Source organism: Pseudomonas sp. G3-19 (assembly GCF_054855875.1).
In genome coordinates, this window is record NZ_JBMPIQ010000003.1 from 4878185 (window position 1) to 4897252 (window position 19068).

The 19068-nt window shown below is 60.9% G+C and carries 20 protein-coding genes; 10 read left to right on the forward strand and 10 right to left on the reverse strand.

What is annotated here, in order from left to right; translation table 11 throughout:
• Nucleotides 1-2 precede the first annotated feature (2 nt).
• The 5 genes from livM (at nucleotide 3) to ACOYXI_RS22280 (ending at nucleotide 5581) form a co-directional block, all read left to right on the forward strand.
• Nucleotides 3-1304 carry a high-affinity branched-chain amino acid ABC transporter permease LivM gene (gene livM, locus ACOYXI_RS22260; protein ID WP_135294846.1) on the forward strand — a complete coding sequence of 434 codons (1302 nt, stop codon included), beginning with the start codon at nucleotides 3-5 and terminating at the stop codon, nucleotides 1302-1304.
• Nucleotides 1301-2173, forward strand: coding sequence for an ABC transporter ATP-binding protein (locus ACOYXI_RS22265; protein ID WP_027613534.1), 873 nt, complete (start codon nucleotides 1301-1303; stop codon nucleotides 2171-2173). The genes livM and ACOYXI_RS22265 overlap by 4 nt, the downstream gene beginning before the upstream one ends.
• Nucleotides 2170-2886: an ABC transporter ATP-binding protein gene (locus ACOYXI_RS22270; protein ID WP_047600666.1), complete on the forward strand. Its 717-nt coding sequence runs from the start codon at nucleotides 2170-2172 to the stop codon at nucleotides 2884-2886. Before ACOYXI_RS22265 ends, ACOYXI_RS22270 begins: the two co-directional genes overlap by 4 nt.
• An 850-nt stretch (nucleotides 2887-3736) precedes the next feature.
• Complete coding sequence (locus ACOYXI_RS22275) at nucleotides 3737-4501, forward strand: SDR family oxidoreductase (RefSeq protein WP_027613536.1); 765 nt, start codon at nucleotides 3737-3739, stop codon at nucleotides 4499-4501.
• A 174-nt stretch (nucleotides 4502-4675) separates the two neighbouring features.
• Nucleotides 4676-5581, forward strand: coding sequence for a cation diffusion facilitator family transporter (locus ACOYXI_RS22280; protein WP_461675303.1), 906 nt, complete (start codon nucleotides 4676-4678; stop codon nucleotides 5579-5581).
• Nucleotides 5582-5703: 122 nt separating this feature from the next.
• Here the strand turns inward: ACOYXI_RS22280 and ACOYXI_RS22285 are convergent, their stop codons facing one another.
• From ACOYXI_RS22285 to ACOYXI_RS22315, 7 genes are all read right to left on the reverse strand, one after another.
• Nucleotides 5704-6837 (reverse strand): AGE family epimerase/isomerase, encoded by a 1134-nt coding sequence (locus ACOYXI_RS22285; RefSeq protein ID WP_461675304.1) that lies wholly within the window; start codon nucleotides 6835-6837, stop codon nucleotides 5704-5706.
• A 181-nt stretch (nucleotides 6838-7018) separates the two neighbouring features.
• Nucleotides 7019-7591 carry a HupE/UreJ family protein gene (locus ACOYXI_RS22290; RefSeq protein WP_098966964.1) on the reverse strand — a complete coding sequence of 191 codons (573 nt, stop codon included), beginning with the start codon at nucleotides 7589-7591 and terminating at the stop codon, nucleotides 7019-7021.
• Nucleotides 7592-7618: 27 nt separating this feature from the next.
• Complete coding sequence (gene ureG / locus ACOYXI_RS22295; protein ID WP_098966966.1) at nucleotides 7619-8233, reverse strand: urease accessory protein UreG; 615 nt, start codon at nucleotides 8231-8233, stop codon at nucleotides 7619-7621.
• A gap of 23 nt (nucleotides 8234-8256) precedes the next feature.
• A complete protein-coding gene (locus tag ACOYXI_RS22300; RefSeq protein ID WP_461675305.1) occupies nucleotides 8257-8931 on the reverse strand; it encodes an urease accessory protein UreF in 675 nt (224 codons plus the stop codon).
• The gene (gene ureE, locus ACOYXI_RS22305; protein WP_003221180.1) at nucleotides 8928-9428 is read right to left on the reverse strand and encodes an urease accessory protein UreE; all 501 of its coding nucleotides are present in this window, start codon (nucleotides 9426-9428) and stop codon (nucleotides 8928-8930) included. The genes ACOYXI_RS22300 and ureE overlap by 4 nt, the downstream gene beginning before the upstream one ends.
• Nucleotides 9429-9731: 303 nt before the next feature.
• The gene (locus ACOYXI_RS22310) at nucleotides 9732-10364 is read right to left on the reverse strand and encodes a TetR family transcriptional regulator (RefSeq protein WP_027613541.1); all 633 of its coding nucleotides are present in this window, start codon (nucleotides 10362-10364) and stop codon (nucleotides 9732-9734) included.
• Between the two features lie 173 nt (nucleotides 10365-10537).
• A complete protein-coding gene (locus ACOYXI_RS22315) occupies nucleotides 10538-11002 on the reverse strand; it encodes a hypothetical protein (RefSeq protein ID WP_098966970.1) in 465 nt (154 codons plus the stop codon).
• Between the two features lie 385 nt (nucleotides 11003-11387).
• Between ACOYXI_RS22315 and ACOYXI_RS22320 the strand changes: the two genes are divergently transcribed.
• Entirely contained in the window at nucleotides 11388-13463 is a 2076-nt protein-coding gene (locus ACOYXI_RS22320) for an AsmA family protein (RefSeq protein ID WP_461675306.1), read from the forward strand.
• A 103-nt stretch (nucleotides 13464-13566) separates the two neighbouring features.
• Here ACOYXI_RS22320 and ACOYXI_RS22325 read toward each other — a convergent pair whose 3' ends face one another.
• Nucleotides 13567-14100 carry a ferritin-like domain-containing protein gene (locus ACOYXI_RS22325; RefSeq protein WP_027613544.1) on the reverse strand — a complete coding sequence of 178 codons (534 nt, stop codon included), beginning with the start codon at nucleotides 14098-14100 and terminating at the stop codon, nucleotides 13567-13569.
• A gap of 90 nt (nucleotides 14101-14190) precedes the next feature.
• Entirely contained in the window at nucleotides 14191-15120 is a 930-nt protein-coding gene (locus ACOYXI_RS22330) for a LysR substrate-binding domain-containing protein (RefSeq protein WP_461675307.1), read from the reverse strand.
• Nucleotides 15121-15228: 108 nt separating this feature from the next.
• Here ACOYXI_RS22330 and ACOYXI_RS22335 point away from each other — a divergent pair, with 108 nt between their 5' ends.
• The 3 genes from ACOYXI_RS22335 (at nucleotide 15229) to ACOYXI_RS22345 (ending at nucleotide 17155) form a co-directional block, all read left to right on the forward strand.
• The gene (locus ACOYXI_RS22335) at nucleotides 15229-15867 is read left to right on the forward strand and encodes an FMN-dependent NADH-azoreductase (RefSeq protein WP_134785317.1); all 639 of its coding nucleotides are present in this window, start codon (nucleotides 15229-15231) and stop codon (nucleotides 15865-15867) included.
• Nucleotides 15868-16173 carry a DMT family transporter gene (locus ACOYXI_RS22340; RefSeq protein WP_097089887.1) on the forward strand — a complete coding sequence of 102 codons (306 nt, stop codon included), beginning with the start codon at nucleotides 15868-15870 and terminating at the stop codon, nucleotides 16171-16173.
• A gap of 91 nt (nucleotides 16174-16264) precedes the next feature.
• Nucleotides 16265-17155: an alpha/beta fold hydrolase gene (locus ACOYXI_RS22345; RefSeq protein ID WP_461675308.1), complete on the forward strand. Its 891-nt coding sequence runs from the start codon at nucleotides 16265-16267 to the stop codon at nucleotides 17153-17155.
• A 120-nt stretch (nucleotides 17156-17275) separates the two neighbouring features.
• On the opposite strand, the gene ACOYXI_RS22350 is transcribed toward ACOYXI_RS22345, so the two are convergent.
• Nucleotides 17276-18163, reverse strand: a complete 888-nt coding sequence (locus tag ACOYXI_RS22350; RefSeq protein ID WP_108181533.1) for a DMT family transporter — start codon at nucleotides 18161-18163, stop codon at nucleotides 17276-17278.
• Between the two features lie 96 nt (nucleotides 18164-18259).
• Here ACOYXI_RS22350 and ACOYXI_RS22355 point away from each other — a divergent pair, with 96 nt between their 5' ends.
• Nucleotides 18260-19054 carry an AraC family transcriptional regulator gene (locus tag ACOYXI_RS22355; protein ID WP_134787546.1) on the forward strand — a complete coding sequence of 265 codons (795 nt, stop codon included), beginning with the start codon at nucleotides 18260-18262 and terminating at the stop codon, nucleotides 19052-19054.
• Nucleotides 19055-19068 lie beyond the last annotated feature (14 nt).

The following is a 19068-nucleotide window of genomic DNA, read 5'->3' on the forward strand; positions in this document are numbered from 1 at the left end:
CGATGTCTTCAACCACCCAAAAATCCATCGATATCAAAAAAAGTCTGGTTGAGGCGATTCTGGCCGGCCTGATTGCCCTGATCGTGTTCGGCCCGATTGTCGGCGTCGTGCTCGAAGGCTACAGCTTCAACCTCGAACCAACCCGCGTGGCGTGGATCATCGGCATTGTCATGATCGGCCGCTTTGCCTTGAGTCTGTTTCTGCAGACGCCCAAGGGCCTGAAGATTCTCGACGGATTCGAGAGCACCGGCTCCGGTGTGCATGTGCTGCCTGCCGATCACAAATCACGCCTGCGCTGGATCATTCCACTGCTGATCGTGCTCGCGGTCATCGTGCCGTTTGTCTCCAACTCGTACCTGCTGGGCGTGGTCATCCTCGGGCTGATCTACGTGCTGTTGGGCCTGGGGCTGAACATCGTGGTCGGTCTGGCCGGCCTGCTCGACCTCGGTTACGTGGCGTTCTACGCCATCGGCGCCTACGGTCTAGCGCTCGGTTATCAATATCTCGGGCTGGGCTTCTGGACCGTGCTGCCACTGGCGGCGATCACTGCGGGCCTGGCCGGCTGCATCCTCGGTTTTCCGGTGCTGCGTCTGCACGGCGACTATCTGGCGATCGTGACTCTGGGCTTCGGTGAAATCATCCGCCTGATCCTCAACAACTGGCTGTCGCTGACCGGCGGGCCGAACGGCATGCCGGCGCCACTGCCGACCTTCTTCGGTCTGGAATTCGGCAAGCGGGCCAAGGATGGCGGGGTGCCGTTCCACGAGTTCTTCGGCATCGCCTACAACCCGGACGTGAAGTATTACTTCATCTACACGGTGTTGTTCCTGGTGGTACTGGCCGTGCTGTACATCAAGCATCGTCTGGTGAAAATGCCGGTGGGTCGCGCTTGGGAAGCCCTGCGCGAAGATGAAATCGCCTGCCGCTCGATGGGCCTCAACCATGTGCTGGTCAAGCTCTCGGCGTTCACTATCGGTGCATCCACCGCCGGGCTGGCCGGGGTGTTTTTCGCCACCTATCAAGGCTTCGTCAACCCGACCTCGTTCACCTTCTTCGAATCGGCGCTGATCCTCGCCATCGTCGTGCTCGGCGGCATGGGCTCGACCATCGGCGTGGTGATTGCGGCATTCGTGTTGACGGTTGCTCCGGAACTGCTGCGCGGCTTCGCTGAATACCGCGTGCTGCTGTTCGGCATCCTGATGGTGTTGATGATGATCTGGCGACCACGCGGGCTGATTCGCATCAGCCGTACCGGGGTCACTCCACGCAAAGGTGCCATTCACTATGAGAGGACTGCGCCATGAGTGAAGTCGTACTCTCTGTGGAAAAACTGATGATGCACTTCGGTGGCATCAAGGCCCTGAGCGATGTCAGCCTCAAGGTCAAACGCAACTCGATCTTCGCCCTGATCGGGCCGAACGGCGCCGGCAAGACCACGGTGTTCAACTGCCTGACCGGGTTCTACAAGGCCTCCGGCGGCAAGATCGAACTCAACGTGCGCGGCAAACAGACCAACGTCATCCAGCTGCTGGGCGAGTCTTTCAAACCGACCGACTTCGTCTCGCCGAAAAGCTTCCTCAGTCGCCTGTACTACAAGATGTTCGGCGGCACCCATTTGGTGAACCGCGCCGGCCTGGCCCGGACCTTCCAGAACATTCGCCTGTTCAAGGAAATGTCGGTGCTGGAGAACCTGTTGGTGGCGCAGCACATGTGGGTCAACCGCAACATGCTCGCCGGCATCCTCAACACCAAGGGCTACCGCAAGGCCGAAAGTGATGCGCTGGACTGCGCGTTCTACTGGCTCGAAGTGGTCGATCTGGTGGACTGCGCCAACCGTCTGGCCGGTGAACTGTCCTACGGCCAGCAACGCCGTCTGGAAATCGCCCGGGCCATGTGCACGCGGCCGCAGATCATCTGCCTCGACGAACCGGCCGCCGGTCTCAACCCTCAGGAAACCGAAGCACTGAGCGCGATGATCCGGCTGCTGCGCGACGAGCATGATCTGACCGTGGTGCTGATCGAACACGACATGGGCATGGTCATGAGCATTTCCGACCACATCGTGGTGCTGGACCACGGCGTGGTCATCGCCGAGGGCGGGCCCGAGGCGATCCGCAACGATCCGAAAGTGATTGCCGCCTACCTGGGCGCCGACGAAGAGGAGCTGGTATGAGCAAACCGATCCTCGAACTCAAAGACCTGGACGTGTTCTACGGCCCGATCCAGGCCCTCAAGGGCGTGTCGCTGCAGATCAACGAAGGCGAGACCGTCAGCCTGATCGGCTCCAACGGCGCGGGTAAATCGACCCTGCTGATGTCGATCTTCGGCCAGCCGCGCGCGGCGGGTGGGCAGATCCTCTATCAAGGCGTCGACATCACCCACAAGTCCTCGCACTACATCGCCTCCAACGGCATCGCGCAGTCGCCGGAAGGGCGGCGGGTGTTCCCCGACATGACCGTCGAGGAGAACCTGCTGATGGGCACCATCCCGATCGGCGACAAATATGCCAAGGAGGACATGCAGCGCATGTTCGAGCTGTTCCCGCGGCTCGAAGAGCGCCGTACCCAGCGGGCGATGACCATGTCCGGTGGTGAGCAGCAGATGCTCGCCATTGCCCGTGCGCTGATGAGCCGGCCGAAATTGCTGCTGCTCGATGAGCCAAGCCTGGGGTTGGCGCCGATCGTGGTGAAACAGATCTTCGCCACCCTGCGGGAACTGGCGAAAACCGGCATGACCATTTTCCTCGTCGAGCAGAACGCCAACCATGCGTTGAAGCTGTCGGATCGGGCGTACGTGATGGTCAACGGCGAGATTCGTCTGACCGGTACCGGTAAGGAGTTGTTGGTGAATGAGGAGGTGCGTAACGCTTACCTGGGCGGGCACTGATTCTGCTTGAGTTGTCCACAAAGCCCCGCGACGAAAGTCCCGGGGCTTTTTACATCCCAAGTCCCGCACAAATCCCTTGTGGGAGCGGGCTTGCTCGCGAAGAGGGTGTGTCAGATAACGCCGTGTTTTATGACACATCCTCTTCGCGAGCAAGCCCGCTCCCACAGTTGATCTGCGCCAGATTTCAGAATTGTGGAAAACAAATTCCCATAGCTGCCAAAGCGCGACATATAGACGCTGCAAATGGCTGTTTTTCCACAGTTTTGACTTGTCCCCGTTTACTGTGGAGCTGGCTGTGAATAACGTGGGAGTAGCTGGCTGAAGCCCTTGTGTTCCGTGGTCTGCAGGCTGGTGATCGCTTTTTGATCAGGCGTTTTTGCTGGAGCTGAAGACGCTGTTGTCAACCTTTTTCTAGGCTGTTCTGTAGAGACAATTACGTGTGAGCAAGCCTGTGGATAAGTCTGTGACTAAACTCTGGAAAGACTCCGCTGAGCGCCGTAATTACTGGCCTCGCGCAATCACTGCACTGACCGTCCGGTCGTGCAAAATGCCATCTCCGGCACATCAGCCGCTTCAGGGTCAAGCAAAAAACTTTCTGTTTCCTGCGCAAAGCCTTGTATGGCGCGGCTTTGCGCGTTTCCACTTGCCCCCGGAAACTGTGGAAGGGACTGTGGATAACGTGCGTGCACATGGCTACAGGCCAAGCCACATACGGTGTAGCGACGATTGATCAAATTTTGATCGGAAGATGTCCCGGTGCGGGTGTTGCTCGTAAATGCCGGGCCGGGCATGCTGGCTGCTGATTTTCTATTCCAATGGCTGCGCTGGCGGCCGACGCAAGGAGAACACGATGTCCAACACCCTGTTTATTACCGGCGCAACCTCCGGTTTTGGTGAAGCCTGTGCCCGTCGTTTCGCCGAGGCTGGCTGGAAACTGGTGTTGACCGGCCGTCGTGCAGAACGTCTCGACGCGCTGTGCGCCGAGTTGTCGAAGCAGACTGAAGTGCATGGTCTGGTGCTCGACGTGCGTGACCGCAAGGCGATGGAAGAGGCAATTGCCAATCTGCCGCCGTCGTTCGCCAAGCTGCGTGGCCTGATCAACAACGCCGGGCTGGCGCTGGGCGTCGATCCGGCACCCAAATGCGACCTCGACGACTGGGACACCATGGTCGACACCAACGTCAAGGGCCTGATGTACAGCACTCGTCTGCTGCTGCCGCGTTTGATCGCTCACGGCCGTGGCGCCGGTATCGTCAACCTCGGCTCCATCGCCGGCAACTACCCGTACCCGGGCAGCCACGTGTATGGCGCGACCAAGGCGTTCGTTAAGCAATTCTCGCTGAACCTGCGTTGCGACCTGCAGGGCACTGGCGTGCGTGTCAGCAACATCGAGCCGGGTCTGTGCGAAAGCGAGTTCTCGCTGGTGCGCTTTGCCGGTGACCAGGAACGCTACAACGCCACTTACGCCGGTGCTGAGCCGATCCAGCCGCAGGACATCGCCGAGACCATCTTCTGGGTGCTCAACGCCCCGGCGCACATCAACATCAACAGCCTGGAGCTGATGCCGGTGAGCCAGACCTGGGCGGGGTTTGCGATCGAGCGTAACAAGGCCTGACACCGCGTTGAGGCCATTCGCGAGCAAGCTCGCTCCCACATTTGATCGCGGTCTCATGTGGGAGCGAGCTTGCTCGCGAAGGGGCCGTCACAGGCAATAAATACCGATAAGGTAAACTCTCCTCGCAACAACCCCACCGCACCCTGCGGTTTTCAAGGTTTTCGAGGAGTTAAAGTGAGTAACCGAGGTGAGCAGTCACTGCTCAAACAATCGACCATCCTGATGTTCGCGGTGTCGATTGCCGGGATCGTCACCGGTTTTGTTTCAGGTTCGCAATCCATCCTTTTCGATGGTTTTTTCTCGCTGATCGCAACGTTCATCAAAGTGCTGATGCTGATCACCGCCCGGCTGATCGCCAAAGAAAGCAATCACCGCTTCCAGTTCGGTTTCTGGCATCTGGAGCCGATGGTGCTGCTGATCGAAGGCAGCTTCCTGCTGTTGATCGCGATCTATGCCTTTCTCAACGGTGTGTTCGGCATCATCAACGGCGGCCGCGACATCGAGCTGGGGCTGGTGATCATTTATGCGGCGGTGTTCACCGTCGTCGAATTCGCCTATTTCTTCTATGTGCGTCGGCGCAATCGCAAGCTCAAGTCCAGCCTGATCCAGTTCGACAACATCAGCTGGCTGGTGGACGCGATGCTCTCGGTCGGCCTGTTGATCAGTTTTCTCGCCGCGTTGCTGCTCAAGGCCCAGGGCTTTGACGAGTGGGCGAAGTTTGTCGATCCGCTGATCCTGATCGTGCTGGCGCTGACCATGCTGCCACCGGCGTTCAAGATCCTCGGCCCGGCACTGCGTGATGTACTGGGTATTGCCCCGGACACGCTGGATGATCAGGTGCGTCAGGTCATGGAAGCGGCGAAGGTCGAGCATGGTTTCGATGATTACGTGACCTACGTGCAGAAGCACGGGCGGGCGCGGTTTATCGAGATTCATGTGGTGTTGCCGGCGGATTACCGGCTGCAAAGCGTGGGGCAACTGGATGCGTTACGTGAGGAAATTTCGGCGCAGCTCGGCGAGCCGGATGCGGCACGCTGGTTGACCATCAGCTTTACCGGTGACAAGAAGTGGATTGCCTAGAGACCGTGTAACGGCTATTCGCGAGCAAGCCCGCTCCCACAGGGATCCAGGCTGTTCACAGATTATGTGTTCGCCGAAATTCCCATGTGGGAGCGGGCTTGCTCGCGAAAGCTATTTTTCAATCAACGCAGATATTCAGCCAGCCCGCTGTAGCACGTCGCCAGGTGATAAGGCGTCGTCGAAGGCATGTCCTTGCGGCTGACCTCTCCCAGCTCATCCCGGCATTCATGCCACCCGCCCGCGTGCAGAAAACGCTGCTGCAGCGCCTGCAACTGGCGCAGCACGGTGCCTTCGCTGTTCGGGCGCAAGGTCAGGGCGCGCAGGTATTCCGCCTGCGCCCAGATGCGCTGAGTCGAATCTTTCGGGCGACCGTCCAGTTCCAGATCGAGCATCGCCCGCACGGCGCCGGACGGCTGTTCAACGCCGAATTGCTCGGTGAAAGCAAAGGCTCGCTCCAGCGCCGCGTGCAGTTTCGAACCGCGCAGCAGGGCTGAAGATTCAAGCAGGAAATACCATTCGAACTGATGCCCTGGCTCGTACCAGTTATCCACAGCCCCGAGCGGCTTCTCCATCAACACTCCGTGCTGCGGATCGACGAACTGCGTGTGCATGGCTGTGCATAACTCGACCAGCGCTTGCTGCGTCGCCGCGTCTTCACGCACCGCCAAGGTGGCGAGGAACGCTTCGGCCAGGTGCATCAGCGGGTTCTGTAGTGGCCCGGTTTGCAGGGTTATCCAGTCGCGGTCCAGACAGGCTTCGTACAGGCCATCACCGGTGGCGAAGCGCCGACCGATGATTTCCAGTGCGGCGTTCAGCGTGGATTCCACCAGCGGCTCCCGGGACTTGGCCCAGTAATGGGCGCAGGCGAACAGGATGAAAGCGTGGGTGTAGAGGTCTTTGCGCTGATCCAGCGGCTTGCCTTGCGCGTCGACGCTGTAGAACCAGCCGCCGTGCTCGGCGTCGTGGAAATGCCGTTGCAGCGAGCGGAACAGCGCGGCGGCGCGCACCTCGGCGTTATCCACAACCCCGATCAGGCTGGAAAACAGGTACAGCTGCCGTGCGCAGGCCATCGCCCGATAGCGTTGCGGTGGCAAAGGTTGATGCGCCGCGTCGAGTGCCTCGTAGGGCAGCGCCATGTCGGCGTTCCAGCCCGGACCTTGCCAAAGCGGCACGATCACGTTCAGAAAGTGCTGTTGCACATCGCTGAACAGGGCGGTCAATTCGGGCAGGGAGGTGGAGCGGCAAGCATGGGGCATTGGCGGACGTCGTCACGGCTGGGGCGATTGCGCGACATGGTAGCAGAGCCGCGTCCTTTAGAGACGCGGTGTCTGTCAGACCGCTTTCGCGAGCAAGCCCGCTCCCACACTGGAATTGTGCTGTACACAAAACCTGTGGGAGCGGGCTTGCTCGCGAAGAGGCCGGTTCAGGCGATAAAGATCAGCCGGCCAGCAACCATGCACCGGTCACCGCCGAAGCAGCCCCCGCCACTCGCACCAATGGTGCAGCAGCCTGAGGCAACACGCGCACCAGGCCATAACCCGCCGCATGCAGCGCCGCCGTCGCCGCGACAAAACCGGCGGCATACGCCCAAGGGCTGCTCATGTCCGGCAGTTCCAGGCCATGCGCCACACCATGGAACAGCGCAAACAACGCCGTCGCCGCCACCGCCATCACCAGCGGTGGACGCACCGCCAGTGCCACCGCCAGACCCAGCGCCAGCACCGAAGCGGCGATCCCGCTTTCCAGCGCCGGCAACTCCAGCCCTTCAAAACCGAGCATGCCGCCGATCAGCATGGTGCCGACGAATGTGCAGGGCAGCGCCCAGCGTGCCGCGCCTTGCTGCTGCGCGGCCCACAGGCCGACTGCAACCATCGCCAGCAAGTGGTCGAGGCCGCCGATCGGGTGGCTGATGCCGGCGATCAAGCCGCTGTCGCCGTGGCCCGGGTGGGCGAAGGCGAGTGCCGGGGTCAGCAGCAGCGCCACGGCGCCGAGAATGCGTTTGAGTGTCATGGATAAGCTTCCTTGTTGGTCATTGAATCAGGCGGCGTTCAGCAGGCCCTGGCGCTCGATGAAGGCGATGATGTCTTCCAGGCCCTGGCCGGTTTTCTGGTTGCTGAAGACGAATGGCTTGCCGTTGCGCATGCGCTGGGTGTCGCTATCCATCATTTCCAGCGAGGCACCGACCAGCGGCGCCAGGTCGATTTTGTTGATCACCAGCAGGTCGGACTTGCAGATCCCCGGGCCGCCCTTGCGCGGCAGCTTGTCGCCGGCGGAGACGTCGATCACGTAAATGGTCAGGTCTGACAGCTCCGGGCTGAAGGTTGCCGACAGGTTGTCGCCACCGGATTCCACCAGAATCAGGTCCAGCCCCGGAAAGCGCCGGTTCAGTTGATCGACGGCTTCGAGGTTGATCGAAGCGTCTTCGCGGATCGCCGTGTGCGGGCAGCCACCGGTTTCCACGCCAATGATCCGCTCCGGTGCCAGCGCTTCGTTGCGCACCAGAAAGTCGGCGTCTTCGCGGGTGTAGATGTCGTTGGTGACGACGGCCAGGTTGTAGCGATCGCGCAACGCCAGGCACAGGGCCAGGGTCAATGCGGTCTTGCCGGAACCGACCGGGCCGCCGATGCCGACGCGCAGGGGTTGTGTGTTCATGTGCTTCTCCAAGATGACAGGCCCTAAGAGCGAAACAGACGGCTGTACTGGCGCTCATGCGCCATGCACGCCAGAGACAGGCCGAATGCGGCGCTGCCGATGTGTTCGGGATTGATGCGGGTGGCGTCCTGCTGCGCCTGTTGCAGCAACGGCAACAGTTCGCTGGTCAGGCGCTGGGCGGCTTGCTGGCCCAGCGGCAGGGTTTTCATCAGTACCGCGAGCTGGTTTTCCAGCCAGCTCCATAGCCACGCAGCGAGGGCGTCCTGTGGGCTGATCTGCCAGGCGCGGGCAGCGAGTGCCCAGCCAAGGGCCAGGTGCGGTTCAGCGCATTGCTCAAGAAAGCTGCGGGCCGGCGCGTCGAGTTCCGGCAAACCGTTGAGCAATTGCTGCAGCGAGTAGCCCATCTGCCGGCTCTCCAGATGCAACTCGCGGGTCTCGCGGCTGGCGCGTTGGGTTTCGCAGAGATGCAGCAACTTGGGCCAGTTTTCCTCGGCCGCGGCCTGACAATGGGCCAGCAGCAGCGGCGCCTCAAAACGGGCGAGGTTGAGCAGTAGTTGATCGCTGATCCAGCGGCGGGCGTTGTCCGGGTTGTTCACGCGGCCGTTATCCACCGCCATTTCCAGGCCTTGCGAATAGCTGTAGCCGCCAATCGGCAGTTGCGGACTGGCCAGGCGCAACAGCGCCCAGGCCGGGTTCACAGACGTACGCCGAACTGATGGAGTTTGGGCGCGTAGTTGAAATCTTCGTCGCCATGCCGCGAATGGTGATGGCCGCCGCCGTAGGCACCGTGTTCCGGTTGGAACGGCGCTTCTATCGCCTCGACCTGGGCGCCGAGCTGTTCGAGCATGGCCTTGAGCACGTAATCGTCGAGCAGACGCAGCCAGCCATCGCCGACTTGCAAGGCGACGTGGCGATTGCCCAGATGATAGGCGGCGCGGGTCAGTTCGAAGGCATTGGCGCAGGTGACGTGCAGCAGTTGCTCGGGGCGGGCGCAGACGCGAACGATGCGGCCGTCCTCGGCCTGCAGGCATTCGCCGTCATATAACGGTGCCTGACCGCGCTCCAGAAACAACCCGACGTCTTCGCCATCGGCACTGAAACAGCGCAGACGGCTTTTGCTCCGCGCTTCGAAGGTCAGGTGCAACTCGGCGGACCAGACAGGTTGAGGGTCGATTCTGCGATGAATCACCAGCATCGGAAAGCTTCCAGCAGTGGACTTGTAGGAGGGCTAGAGCAAGGGGCTTGCCAACCGGACGAGATGTAGGAAATCCCTGTCGGAGCGTAGAGGATGTTTCAAGATGTTGCAGAATTTTGGAAGGTTTTGGTGCGTGAAGATTTTTACATGCACCAAATGGAGGCTTTGGCACTGAACCAAATGTGGGAGCGAGCTTGCTCGCGAAGGCGGTGGATCAGTGAATTGGAAGTTGGCTGACACGACGCCTTCGCGAGCAAGCTCGCTCCCACAGGGGGATTTGGTCTGATCTCAAATAAAGGAAGGTTATTCGGTACTGCCCAACCCTTGCCAGTGCTTGAGGCCGATAAAGATGAAGCGCAATTGCTGGGTGATCTTCGCCTGCGGCGTCAGATGCTCCGGCAGGGCCTCGGCGGGCGGGTCAATGATGTCCGGCAGAGTGGCGAACACCGATTTGACGATCAGGTCGGCGATTACGCTCAGCCCGGCAGCGTCCAGATGTTGCAGCTTGGGCATCAATGTCAGGTCGGCGGCGAGGTCGGCGCTGATGTTTTCGCGCAGACGGCCAATCGCCTGACGCACCGGCTGCGAGCCGCCGTATTGCTCACGAGCGAGAAACAGGAACTGCGAACGGTTGGCGCTGACCACGTCGAGGAAGATCCGCACCGACGCGTCGATGATGCCGCCCATGACGAATTCGTTGTGGCGCACCAGGCGGATGGTTTCGCGGAAGGTCTGGCCGACTTCACTGACCAGCACCAGACCCAACTCGTCCATGTCGGCAAAATGCCGATAGAAACCGGTGGGCACAATGCCGGCGGTCTTGGTCACTTCGCGCAGGCTCAGGCTGCCGAAACCTCGGCCGCTTTCCATCAAATGGCGGGCAGCGTCCATCAGGGCGTTGCGGGTCTGTTGTTTCTGTTCGGCGCGGGGCAGCATCGCAAAGGCGTTTTCTTGAGCGGGACAAGCGCCGCACTCTAGCAAATCGGCTTTGCTGGCGTCGAACGGCAGGGGGAAAAGTCAGCAGGAAAAAAGGTTTCGCAGATTGTCGGTACTGAAAAAGTCAAAAGCCCAATCCGGTGATTGGGCTTTTTTTCCAGGCCGCCATGGGCTTAGCTCAAAGCGCTGTTGCGTTCGATCACACGGTCACCACCGCCTTCGGCAACGGCTTGGCCCAGTGGGGTTTTATCGAAACCGTCTTCAGCCAGGGTCTGGCCTTGTGGAGTACGGTCGCTGCCATCGGAAGCCAGGGTCTGACCTTGTGGAGTTTTGTCATAGCCGTCTTCAACCAGACCTTTCTGTTCCAGGCGATCACGGCCGCCTTCTGCTACAGCTTGACCTTGTGGGGTCTTGTCGTAGCCATCTTCAACCAGACCTTTTTCTTCCAGACGATGACGACCGTTTTCAGCCAGAGTCTGACCTTGTGGGGTACGGTCGCTGCCGTCAGCCGCCACAGTCTGGCTGAACACCGAGTGGCTGGATTTCACTTGTGGGGTAGCCTGATCGGCAGCGGGCAGGGCAAAAGCGGTGCTGGCTAGCATCGACAGGGTAAGGCTGAGCAGTAATTGGCGTTTCATGATGGGTTGCTCCTTGGGAGGGCGATAAAGTGGGTACGAAGCCAATGCTACTCTCGATAAGTCGATATAAAAGTTCATAAACGCAATGGTAATAATCAACAGAATTGATTGTTCTGCGGAAGCGCTCTAGCTCGGGCATTTGCGGGCGGTGGTTTTGCACCGCAGTGGGTATTTTCGACTCACTCGCGCCTCGCAAATGTGCGGGCAGCGGTAACGCTGTTCGACCAATCGGTCAGCATTCGGGCGATTTTTTGCCGCGGAATCTATATTCCGATTAAACCTGCGCACTGTTTGCCAGTCGTAGAGTTCATGAGGGCCGCTTTGGCCCGCCGTTTCAGCTGTGCGTCGCGAAGTCGGCGTGCGGTCGTCATCAGGAGTTTTGTGCATGACGCGCACCGGAAAAATCTTCAGTTGGACCTTCGCCATCCTCGTACTGCTGCTGGCGGTACTGGTTCTGATCATCGTGTTCTTCGACTGGAACCGGATCAAACCGCCGCTCAACGCCAAAGTCTCGGAAGAATTGCATCGTCCGTTCGCCATCAATGGCAACCTCGCGGTGATCTGGCAGCGCGAGCCGGACGAGGGCGGCTGGCGGGCCTGGGTGCCGTGGCCGCACGTGGTGGCTGAGGACCTGACGCTGGGCAACCCGGATTGGTCGAAGCAGCCGCAGATGGTCACGCTCAAACGCGTGGAACTGCGCATCTCGCCGCTGGCACTGCTGGCGCAACGGGTGACGATCCCGCGCATCGACCTGACCGAACCCAACGCGCAACTGCAACGCCTGGCCGATGGCCGCGCCAACTGGACCTTCAAGTTCGACCCGAAAGATCCGAATGCCGAACCGTCGAACTGGGTGGTGGACATCGGGGCGATTGGCTTCGACAAAGGCCACGTTACCCTGGATGACCAGACACTCAAGACTAATCTCGATGTGTTGATCGATCCGCTGGGCAAGCCGATTCCGTTCAGCGATATCGTCGGCGCCAAAGCCGCGAAAACAGCGCAGGACAAAGGCGCTGCGCCGCAGGACTATGCGTTCGCGCTGAAGGTCAAAGGCCAATACCACGGCCAGAATCTCACCGGCCAGGGCAAGATAGGCGGATTACTGGCGTTGCAGGACGCGAACAAGCCATTCCCGCTGCAGGCCCAGGCGAAGATCGGCGCCACCAGCATCGAACTCGCTGGCACCTTGACCGACCCGCTCAACCTTGGCGCTCTTGATCTGCGTCTGAAACTGGCCGGCGCCAGCCTCGGCAACCTCTATCCACTGACCCGCGTGACCCTGCCGGACACGCCGCCGTACGCCACCGACGGCCATCTGATTGCCAAGCTGCACGACGCTGGCGGGGCGAAGTTCACCTATGAGCAGTTCAACGGCAAGATCGGCGGCAGTGACATTCACGGCGATCTGACCTACGTCGCCAGCCAGCCTCGGCCCAAACTGAGCGGCGCGTTGCTGTCCAATCAATTGCTGTTCGCCGACCTCGCGCCGCTGATCGGCGCCGACTCGAATGACAAGCAAAAGGCCCGCGGCGGCGAAAGCAAGCAGCCGACCGACAAAGTGCTGCCGGTGGAAGAATTCAAGACCGACCGCTGGCGCGCGATGGATGCCGACGTCGAGTTCACCGGCAAGCGCATCGTCCACAGCGAAAAGCTGCCGTTCACCGACCTCTACACCCACCTGAAACTCAACGACGGCGAACTCAGCCTCGAGCCGCTGCGCTTCGGCGTGGCCGGCGGCAATCTGGACGCGCAGATCCGCCTCAACGGTCGCACCGAACCGCTGGAAGGCCGGGCCAAACTGACTGCGCGCGGCTTCAAGCTCAAGCAGTTGTTCCCGACCTTCGAACCGATGAAAACCAGCTTCGGTGAGCTCAACGGTGATGCTGATATCAGCGGTCGCGGCAACTCGGTGGCCAAGCTGCTCGGCGGCGCCAATGGCCAGTTGAAGATGCTGATCAACGACGGCGCAATCAGCCGTGAGCTGATGGAACTGGCGGGACTCAACGTCGGCAACTACGTGGTCGGCAAGATTTTTGGCGACAAGGAAGTGAAGATCAACTGCGCGGCGGCGGACTTCGACATCAAGACTGGCCTGGCGACCACACGGCTGTTTGTGTTCGATACCGAGAACGCGATCATCTACATCGACGGCACCGCGAACATGGCCACCGAGCAATTGGACCTGACGGTGACACCGGAGTCCAAGGGCTGGCGTCTGATTTCGCTGCGTTCACCGCTGTACGTGCGCGGCAAGTTCATCAAGCCGGACGCCGGGGTCAAGGCCGTGCCGTTGATGCTACGCGGCGCGGGGATGGTTGCACTGGGCGTGATTGCTGCACCGGCGGCGGGGCTGTTGGCGCTGGTGGCGCCGAGCGGTGGGGAGCCGAACCAGTGTGCGCCTCTGCTTGAGCAGATGAAGGCGGGAAAGGCGCCAGTGACCGTCAAGCCAACCAAGTAAATCTTCAGCGTCTGTAAACGCGTCATCGCGAGCAGGCTCACTCCTACAGGTACAGCGCAAAACTTGTAGGAGTGAGCCTGCTCGCGATAGCGGTATCAAAGGTTCAGAGGTCTTTCAGAATGTCGGCCATGTCATCCGCATGCTCTTCTTCCTGCGCGAGGATGTCTTCGAAGATGCGCCGGGTGGTCGGGTCTTTCTCGCCGATGTACTGGATGATCTCGCGGTAGCTGTCGATGGCGATCCGCTCGGCCACCAGGTCTTCGTAGACCATTTCCTTCAGGGTGTTCCCGGCCACGTATTGGGCGTGGGACATTTTCGACAGCAGGTCCGGATTGAACTCCGGCTCGCCGCCCAGTTGCACGATGCGCTCGGCCAGACGGTCGGCGTGTTGCGCTTCCTGGGTTGCATGTTCGAGGAATTCTTCAGCGGCCACGTGAGCCTTCACGCCGTTGGCCATGAAGTAGTGACGCTTGTAACGCAGCACGCAGACCAGTTCGGTGGCCAGCGACTCGTTGAGCAAGCGCAGCACCTCGTCACGGTCGGCGCTGTAGCTCTCGGTTACCGCGCCGTTCTCGACGTGTTGTCGCGCACGTTCGCGCAGGGTTTTGACATCTGACAAGTGCAGGTCGTCGCTCATGTTGATCTCCAGGAGGCTAATCCAATGGCGCCACGCTCTACAGGCGTGATCGGTTACCCAAGTTGTGAGTCCTGAGCGACGCAAAAAGTTTTATGAGATTTCCGGCGACCTTGGTACCAGCCCGGACAACTGCGCTTCTTCGCGCAACCAGGCAAAAAATGCCCGCACCGGCGGATGCCGCTCCCGTCCCGGCACACACAGCGCGCTGTATCCGGCACCATTGACTTGCACCTGCCCCTTGTACGGCACCAGCAACCCACTGGCGACGCTCTGCGAGACCAGAATATTGCTCGCCAGCACCAGACCTTGCCCGGCAATCGCCGCTTGCAAGGCGTAGTGCTCTTCGTCGTATTCGCGGATCGCCGGATGCTGGTTCAGCCAGCGCTCGCCGGAGCGAGCGCACCACGCTTCCCAACCGTGGGCATACAGCTTCGAGTTGTGCCAGCGCACGCTGATCAGCGCCGGCGTGCGCCGGGCGGCCAGCGCCACCTGTTCCGGCGAGCCATACACGCCGAAGGTCTCATCGAACAGGCACAGGCCGTAAAGGTTGGGGTAATCGTCGAGGCTATAGCGCAGCACCAGATCGACGCTGGCGTCCTGATGCAGGTCGATGACTTCGCAGTGGGTATCGAGGCGCACGTTGATGTGCGGGTGTTGCGCATAAAACCTTCCGAGGCGCGGCACCAGCCACAGCGCGGCAAACGCGGCGGTGGTCGACAGTGTCAGGTTGCTGCCGCTGCGTTGCGGACGCAGGGTGTCGACGCTTTGCGCGACTTCCAGTAGCGCCCCGTGCAGGCTGCGAAACAGTCGCTCGCCCCCTTCGGTCAGGCGCACCTGACGCGGCAAACGCTCGAACAGCGTCACGCCGAGCCAGTCTTCCAGTGCACGAATCTGATGAGAAATCGCCGTCGGCGTAACCGACAACTCTTCGGCAGCGGCCTTGAAGCTCAACAGCCGCGAAGCGGATTCGAAGGCGCGCAGGGCGGTCAGCGGCAACGAGGCGAACATTGAATACTCCATGGATGAAACAAATTCATCCCGACTGATTTTTGCTCATTTGAGACAGCGGCGGGTCGGCGCCAATCTGGCGCTACACAGCCATTCAAGTCTAGTCCCAAGGAGATTCAGATGAGCAAGATTCTTGCGATCCATGCCAGTCCACGGGGTGACCGTTCGCATTCACGGCGCCTCGCGGAAAGCTTTCTCAGTGCCTGGCAATTACGTCATCCGCAGGCGCAGGTCACCCGCCGTGAAGTCGGACGGGCGCCGATTCCAGCGGTCAACGAAGCGTTCGTGGCGGCTGCTTTTTACCCTGAACCCGAAGCACGGCCGCTGTCGATGCAGGCCGATCTGGCGCTCAGCGATCAACTGGTCGGCGAGTTGTTCGAGCATGACCTGCTGCTGATTTCCACGCCGATGTACAACTTCAGCGTACCCAGCGGCCTCAAGGCGTGGGTCGATCAGATCGTGCGTCTGGGCCTGACGTTCGACCACACCCTGGACAACGGCGTGGCCCAGTACACGCCGCTGCTGCAAGGCAAGAAAGCGCTGATCGTCACCAGTCGCGGCGGGTTCGGCTTCGGCCCCGGCGGCGAACTGGAAGCGTTGAACCATGCCGATCCGTGGTTGCGCACCGCGCTGGGCTTTATCGGCATCAACGACGTCAGCGTGGTCGCGGCCGAGGGCGAGGAGTCGGCCGAGCGCACCTTCGCGGTATCAGTGGCCGAGGCCGAGCAGCGTTTGCTCGACCTCGCCCGGACGTTCTAAGTGGCCTGGCTGTGCCTGCTGATCGCCGCCGGTTTCGAGGTGACTTTCGCCATGGGCATGAAGTACGCCGAAGGCTTCACCCGCTTGTGGCCGTCGCTGATCACGGTGGTGGCGGCGATTGGCGGGATTTACTTCCTGACGTTGGCGCTGCGCGAGTTGCCGGTGAGCATCGCCTATCCGATCTGGACGGCGATCGGCTCGCTGGGCACGGTGTTTCTCGGTTTTGCCCTGCTCGGCGAGAGTCTGACCCTGGTCAAACTGCTGTCGGTGGGGCTGATTGTGGCGGGGGTGGTGGGCCTGAAGTAGGCTGATGGTGCAGTTGTCATCATCAGGGAGGAGGCTTGGCGGGCGTTTTGCACGTCTGGCATCCACTCAGCGACCACAAGGATGTTTGCCCATGTCACAAAGTTCGGCGACACGTTATCCACTGGTACTGGTGCCGGGCATGCTCGGGTTTATCCGGCTGCTGCTGTATCCGTACTGGTACGGGATCATCAAGGCGTTGCGCCGTGGCGGGGCGACGGTGATTGCGGTGCAGGTATCGCCGCTCAATTCCACCGAGGTGCGTGGCGAGCAGTTGCTGGCGCGCATCGACGAAATTCTGCGCGAGACCGGCGCCGCCAAGGTCAATCTGTTCGGCCACAGCCAGGGCTCGTTGACCGCGCGTTATGCCGCCGCCAAACGACCGGATTTGATTGCCTCGGTAACGTCCGTAGCCGGGCCCAATCACGGTTCTGAACTGGCCGACTATCTGCAGAAACACTACCCGGCGAACAGCGCCAAGGGCCGCGTGCTGGAGGTGCTGTTGCGTTTTGTCGGCTGGCTGATGGCGTTGCTGGAAACCGGTTATCACGGGCCGAAACTGCCGGTGGACATCCACGCTTCGCATCAATCGCTGACCAGCGAAGGCGTGGCGCTGTTCAATCAGCGTTATCCACAGGGCCTGCCCGAGACCTGGGGCGGTCACGGGCCGGAAGAGGTCAACGGCGTGCGTTATTACTCGTGGTCGGGGACGTTGCAACCGGGCAAAACTGATCGCGGTGGCAACCTGTTCGACGGCACCAACCGCAGCTGCCGCTTGTTCGCAAAAACCTTCGTGCGTGAGCCGGGGCAGTGTGACGGGATGGTCGGGCGTTACAGCTCGCACCTCGGCACGGTGATTGGCGACGACTATCCGCTGGATCACTTCGACATCGTCAATCAGTCGCTGGGGCTGGTGGGGAAGGGCGCGGATCCGGTGCGGTTGTTTGTCGAGCATGCGGCGCGGCTAAAGGCTGCCGGATTGTGACTCGCTTTTGTGGCGAGGGGATTTATCCCCGATGGGCTGCGCAGCAGCCCTTGTTTTGAGATAAATAGCGGGGTCGCTTCGCGCCCCTTCGGGGATAAATCCCCTCACCACAGGGCCAGATCAGGCAACGCTGAGTTTTCGGCCTAGAACGGTGGTCCAGCGCTCCGACAGAATCACCCCACCCAATGTCAACACCCCACCCACCAGGTGATACATCGCCAACTGCTCCTTCAGCACCACCGCCGCAATCAGCGCGGTAATCAGCGGCAGCAGGTTAAAGAACAACGTCGTGCGGCTCGGCCCCAGACGCTGCACCGCCTGCATCCACGCCAGCGGCGCAAGCATTGACGCCAGCAGGCACGCGTACAGCACCAGCGGAATGTTCTGCGCGGTGAAGCCGGTTTTCGGCGAGGCGGCGTACAGCGGAAACAGCACCACAATCGCCACCAGCACCTGCAGGTACAACAACACCAGCGGCGGCAGGCGCAGCTGCCATTTTTTCAGCAGGGTGCTGTAGATCGCGTAGGCCAGGGTGGCGATCAGCATCATCGCGTCACCCAGGTTCACTCCATGTTGCAGCAGCGCGCCGAGGCTGCCGGACGACACCACCACCAGCACGCCGGCGAACGACAGCACCGCGCCGAACAATGCCCCAGCGGTCAGGCGCTGGCCGAGGCTGATGATTGCCATAGCCAGCGACATCAGCGGCATCAGCGACAAAATGATGCCCATGTTGGTCGCCGTGGTCAGCGTCGCGGCGAAGTAGGCCAGGCTTTGATAGACCGCCATCCCGAGCACGCCGAGGATGAAGATCTTGCCCAAGTTCGGGCGGATCTGCGGCCAGTGCGCGATCACCGCTTTGAGCATGAACGGGGTGAACAGCAGACCGGCGAGCAGCCAGCGGTAGAAACCGATCTCGGCGGGGAAGATCGCCCCGACCGCCAGTTTGTTGATCACGGTATTGCCGGCCCAGATGAAAATCGCCAGCAGGGGAAACGCGTATTGCATGGGTTAAAACCAGAACGTTGATGAACGGTGATTATCGCCTGTCTGGATGCAGCCCTATACTGCGAACCGGACAACCTGCCACTGCAACCGGACAGCATGAACAGCAAACACATCGATCTGCTGGATTTCAGCGAACTGCCGTCGGCGGTGTACTTTCGCTATGCCGACTTCAACGCCCATGAATACGCGGCGCCGCACCGTCATCCGTGGGGCACGCTGGAGTACGCGGCCCACGGTGTGCTGCACATGGACGTCGACGGCAACCGCTTCATGTCGCCGCCGCACTACGCGGTGTGGGTGCCGCCGCAGGTCGAGCACAGTTTCTACAGCCATCAACCGGTCAACTACCGCGCGGTGTGCCTCGATCCGAAGGTTTGCGCCGATCTGCCGCCGCGCGCCTGCACGCTGGCAATCAGCGACATTCTCAAGGCGATTCTCAAGGACTTCGCCGCCCGCGACGTGAAAATCCCCGAACTGGATGCCGACCAGCGTCTGGCCCAGGTGTTGGTCGATCAATTGCAACAGGCGCCGGTGCATGAATGTTATCTGCCGTACGCAAGCAATCCCGGGTTGCTGGCGATCCTCGACGCCTTGCAGGCCGATCCGGGCAATAACCTCCCGCTGGCCCACTGGGCGGCGCAAGTGCACGTCAGCGAGCGTACGTTGGCCCGGCAGTTCGTGCGCGAACTGGGACTGAGTTTCGGCGAATGGCGTCAGCGCCTGCGTTATCTCGCGGCGATCGAGGCGCTGGAAAGCACGAAGAGCGTGCAGGAAATCGCTTTCGATCTCGGCTACAGCAGCGGCTCGGCGTTCATTGCCATGTTTGCCCGGCAGGCCGGGTGTACGCCGGAACAGTATCGGCGTAGCCACGTGGAAGGCAGGAAGGTGTAACAAGATTTGGCTAC

Excerpts from the sequence above, each read along its gene's own strand:
- ACOYXI_RS22270 (WP_047600666.1), top strand. The coding sequence starts at position 2,170 with ATGAGCAAACCGATCCTCGAACTCAAAGACCTGGACGTGTTCTACGGC.
- ACOYXI_RS22265 (WP_027613534.1), top strand. The coding sequence starts at position 1,301 with ATGAGTGAAGTCGTACTCTCTGTGGAAAAACTGATGATGCACTTCGGT.
- ACOYXI_RS22330 (WP_461675307.1), bottom strand. The coding sequence starts at position 15,120 with ATGGAGTATTCAATGTTCGCCTCGTTGCCGCTGACCGCCCTGCGCGCC.
- ureG (WP_098966966.1), bottom strand. The coding sequence starts at position 8,233 with ATGAACACACAACCCCTGCGCGTCGGCATCGGCGGCCCGGTCGGTTCC.
- livM (WP_135294846.1), top strand. The coding sequence starts at position 3 with ATGTCTTCAACCACCCAAAAATCCATCGATATCAAAAAAAGTCTGGTT.
- ACOYXI_RS22275 (WP_027613536.1), top strand. The coding sequence starts at position 3,737 with ATGTCCAACACCCTGTTTATTACCGGCGCAACCTCCGGTTTTGGTGAA.
- ACOYXI_RS22285 (WP_461675304.1), bottom strand. The coding sequence starts at position 6,837 with ATGCCCCATGCTTGCCGCTCCACCTCCCTGCCCGAATTGACCGCCCTG.
- ACOYXI_RS22310 (WP_027613541.1), bottom strand. The coding sequence starts at position 10,364 with ATGCTGCCCCGCGCCGAACAGAAACAACAGACCCGCAACGCCCTGATG.
- ACOYXI_RS22350 (WP_108181533.1), bottom strand. The coding sequence starts at position 18,163 with ATGCAATACGCGTTTCCCCTGCTGGCGATTTTCATCTGGGCCGGCAAT.
- ACOYXI_RS22325 (WP_027613544.1), bottom strand. The coding sequence starts at position 14,100 with ATGAGCGACGACCTGCACTTGTCAGATGTCAAAACCCTGCGCGAACGT.
- ACOYXI_RS22290 (WP_098966964.1), bottom strand. The coding sequence starts at position 7,591 with ATGACACTCAAACGCATTCTCGGCGCCGTGGCGCTGCTGCTGACCCCG.
- ACOYXI_RS22320 (WP_461675306.1), top strand. The coding sequence starts at position 11,388 with ATGACGCGCACCGGAAAAATCTTCAGTTGGACCTTCGCCATCCTCGTA.
- ACOYXI_RS22315 (WP_098966970.1), bottom strand. The coding sequence starts at position 11,002 with ATGAAACGCCAATTACTGCTCAGCCTTACCCTGTCGATGCTAGCCAGC.
- ACOYXI_RS22355 (WP_134787546.1), top strand. The coding sequence starts at position 18,260 with ATGAACAGCAAACACATCGATCTGCTGGATTTCAGCGAACTGCCGTCG.
- ureE (WP_003221180.1), bottom strand. The coding sequence starts at position 9,428 with ATGCTGGTGATTCATCGCAGAATCGACCCTCAACCTGTCTGGTCCGCC.
- ACOYXI_RS22345 (WP_461675308.1), top strand. The coding sequence starts at position 16,265 with ATGTCACAAAGTTCGGCGACACGTTATCCACTGGTACTGGTGCCGGGC.
- ACOYXI_RS22335 (WP_134785317.1), top strand. The coding sequence starts at position 15,229 with ATGAGCAAGATTCTTGCGATCCATGCCAGTCCACGGGGTGACCGTTCG.